The organism is Burkholderia sp. Ac-20392 (assembly GCF_017104585.1).
Taxonomy (GTDB): domain Bacteria; phylum Pseudomonadota; class Gammaproteobacteria; order Burkholderiales; family Burkholderiaceae; genus Burkholderia; species Burkholderia lata.
The window spans coordinates 1-3181 of sequence record NZ_JAAGPB010000736.1; the positions used below are offsets into that span (position 1 = coordinate 1).

General features: G+C 68.2%; 3 protein-coding genes. All 3 read left to right on the top strand.

Annotated elements, in window-relative coordinates:
* Nucleotides 1-134: 134 nt before the first annotated feature.
* Nucleotides 135-1115 (top strand): quinone oxidoreductase, encoded by a 981-nt coding sequence (locus G3N99_RS37525; protein WP_206124891.1) that lies wholly within the window; start codon nt 135-137, stop codon nt 1113-1115.
* A gap of 10 nt (nt 1116-1125) precedes the next feature.
* Complete coding sequence (locus G3N99_RS37530) at nt 1126-1974, top strand: TauD/TfdA family dioxygenase (protein WP_174934109.1); 849 nt, start codon at nt 1126-1128, stop codon at nt 1972-1974.
* Between the two features lie 121 nt (nt 1975-2095).
* Nucleotides 2096-3151 (top strand): 3-keto-5-aminohexanoate cleavage protein, encoded by a 1056-nt coding sequence (locus G3N99_RS37535; protein ID WP_206124892.1) that lies wholly within the window; start codon nt 2096-2098, stop codon nt 3149-3151.
* Nucleotides 3152-3181 lie beyond the last annotated feature (30 nt).

Consider the following 3181-nt stretch of genomic DNA (forward strand, 5'->3'; position numbering starts at 1 on the left):
CCTGCGACGCGGACTGGGCCGGACTGGATGAATCGCTGGCGGACGGCGCAGCCGCGACGCCGCCACACGCGAACGAACCGAACGAACCCGACGATGCGCGACGCGCATCCGACTGACACCCTACGGAGAACAACATGGCACATGCAGTGCGATTCCACGAAACCGGCGGTCCCGAGGTCCTGCGCTGGGAGGAAGTCGACGTCGGCGACCCGGGCCCCGGCCAGGTGCGCCTGCGGCACGACGCGGTCGGCCTGAATTTCGCCGACACGTACTTCCGCAGTGGCCTGTACCCGGTGCCGCTGCCGGCCGGCCTCGGCGTCGAGGCGGCCGGCGTGGTCGAAGCGGTCGGCCCCGGCGTGACGAACGTCGCCGTCGGCGACCGCGTGACCTACACGGGCTTCCTGAACACGCTCGGCGCGTACAGCACCGAACGGCTGATCCCCGCCGCGCCGCTCGTGCGGCTGCCGGCCGGCATTTCGTGCGAAACGGCCGCGGCGATGACGATGCGCGGCCTGACGTCGGCCTACCTGCTGCGCCGCATCCATGCATTCGCGCCGGGCGACACGATCCTGCTGCACGCGGCCGCCGGCGGCGTCGGGCTGATCGTGTCGCAATGGGCGAAGCTGCTCGGGCTCAAAGTGATCGGCACCGTCTCCAGCGCGCACAAGGCCGAAATCGCCCGCGCGCACGGTTGCGACCATACGATCGACTACAGCCGCGAGGACGTCGCGAAGCGCGTGCGCGAACTGACGGACGGCGCGGGCGTAGACGTCGTGTTCGACAGCGTCGGCAAGGACACCTTCGAAGGCTCGCTCGATTCGCTGAAGCGGCGCGGGCTGATGGTGTGCGTCGGCACCGCGTCGGGCCCGATCCCGCCGTTCGATCCGCAGCGCCTCGCGATGAAGGGCTCGCTGTACCTGACGCGTCCGGCGCTGGCCGACTACATCGCCGATCCGGCCGAGAAGAACGACCTGGCCGGCGAACTGTTCGCGCACGTCGCGGCCGGCCGGATCCGGATCGAGATCAACCAGCGCTACGCGCTGCAGGATGCCGCGCAGGCGCACCGCGATCTCGAATCGCGCAAGACGACCGGTTCGTCGGTGTTCATCGTCTGAGGAGACGCGCATGCGAGTCGAACCCCTGACCTGCGCGATCGGCGCGGAACTGCTGGATGTGAGCCTCGCCGACGCCGTGCACGACGACGGCCTGTTCGCCGAGATCCGCGCGCAATTGCTCCGGCATCGCGTGCTGTTCCTGCGCGACCAGGACTTCACACGCGCCGAGCACGTCGCGTTCGCGCGGCGCTTCGGCGAGCTCGAGGATCACCCGGTTGCCGGCAGCGATCCCGAACACCCGGGGCTCGTGCGGATCTACAAGTCGCCCGACCAGCCGAACGACCGCTACGAGAATGCGTGGCACAGCGATGCGAGCTGGCGCGTGGCGCCGCCGTTCGGCTGTGTGCTGCGCTGCATCGACGGTCCGCCGGTTGGGGGCGACACGATGTGGGCGAACATGGTGCTTGCGTACGAGCGCCTGCCGGAGCACGTGAAGCAGCAGATCGACGACTTGCGCGCACGCCACAGCATCGAGGCGAGCTTCGGCGCGGCGATGCCGATCGACAAACGCCTCGCGCTGAAGGCGCAGTACCCGGACGCCGAGCACCCGGTCGTGCGCACGCATCCCGAAACCGGCGAGAAGGTGCTGTACGTGAATGCGTTCGCGACGCATTTCACGAACTTCCACACGCCGGCGCGCGTGCGGGTCGGGCAGGACGCGAACCCCGGCGCCGGCCAGTTGCTGCAGTACCTGATCAGCCAGGCTTATATCCCCGAGTACCAGGTGCGCTGGCGCTGGAAGAAGAACAGCGTCGCGATCTGGGACAACCGCAGCACCCAGCACTACGCGGTGATGGACTACCCGCCGTGCGTGCGCAAGATGGAGCGCGCGGGCATCGTCGGCGACGTGCCGTTCTGAGCACGGCAGCACCGTAACCGGTCTCTGAAAAAACCATGCAACGCGCCGGGCATCCCGCCCGGCGCGGCGGGATACGCACGCCCGTACGCCTGAAATACAACGATTTCCACTGGAGGACGACATGCAATTTCTCGACGATTCGCTGCACCCGGAAAACCAGGACAAGGTGGTCATCACAGTCGCGCCGTACGGCCCCGAATGGATGCCGGCCGATTTTCCGGAAGACATTCCGGTGACGATGGACGAGCACGTGCAGAAGGCCGTCGACTGCTACAACGCGGGCGCGACGGTGCTGCACATGCACGTGCGCGAGCTCGACGGCAAGGGCAGCAAGCGGCTGTCGAAGTTCAACGAGTTGCTCGGCCGGCTGCGCGAGGCGGTGCCCGACATGATCCTGCAGGTGGGCGGCTCGATCTCGTTCGCGCCGGAAGGCGAGGGCGCCGATGCGAAATGGCTGTCCGACGACACGCGCCACATGCTCGCCGAGCTGACGCCGAAGCCCGACCAGGTGACGGTCGCGATCAACACCGTGCAGATGAACATCACCGAGCTGATGAACCGCAAGGACATCGCCGGCACGTCGCTGAACGAAGCCGCGCTGTGGGACGCGTACCGCGAGATGACCGTGCCGGCCGGCCCGGGCTGGGTCGACGAGCACCTGCGCCGCCTGCAGGCGGCCGGTATCCAGCCGCATTTCCAGCTCACCGGCATGCACGCGCTGGAAACGCTCGAACGGATCATCCGCCGCGGCGTCTATCGCGGCCCGCTGAACGTCACGTGGGTCGGCATCGGCGGCGGCTTCGACGGCCCGAATCCGTACAACTTCATGGAATTCGTGCGGCGCTGCCCGGACGGCGCGTGCATCACGCTCGAATCGCTGATGAAGAACGTGCTGCCGATCAACACGGTCGCGATGGCGCTGGGCCTGCATCCGCGCTGCGGGATCGAGGACACGATCATCGACCAGAAGGGCAATCGCATGACGTCGGTGCAGCAGGTCGAGCAGTGCGCACGAATCGCACGCGAACTCGGCCGCGACCTCGCCACCGGCAAGGAGGCGAAGGCGATCTACCGGATCGGCGTGCAGTACGACGGCATCGACGAGACGCTGGCGCACCTCGGAATGGCGCCGAACCGCCGGCCGGGCCAGGCGAACGTGCCGCTGCGGGCCGCCTGACGCGCCGCGCATCCGGGCAGGCGGTCGTCG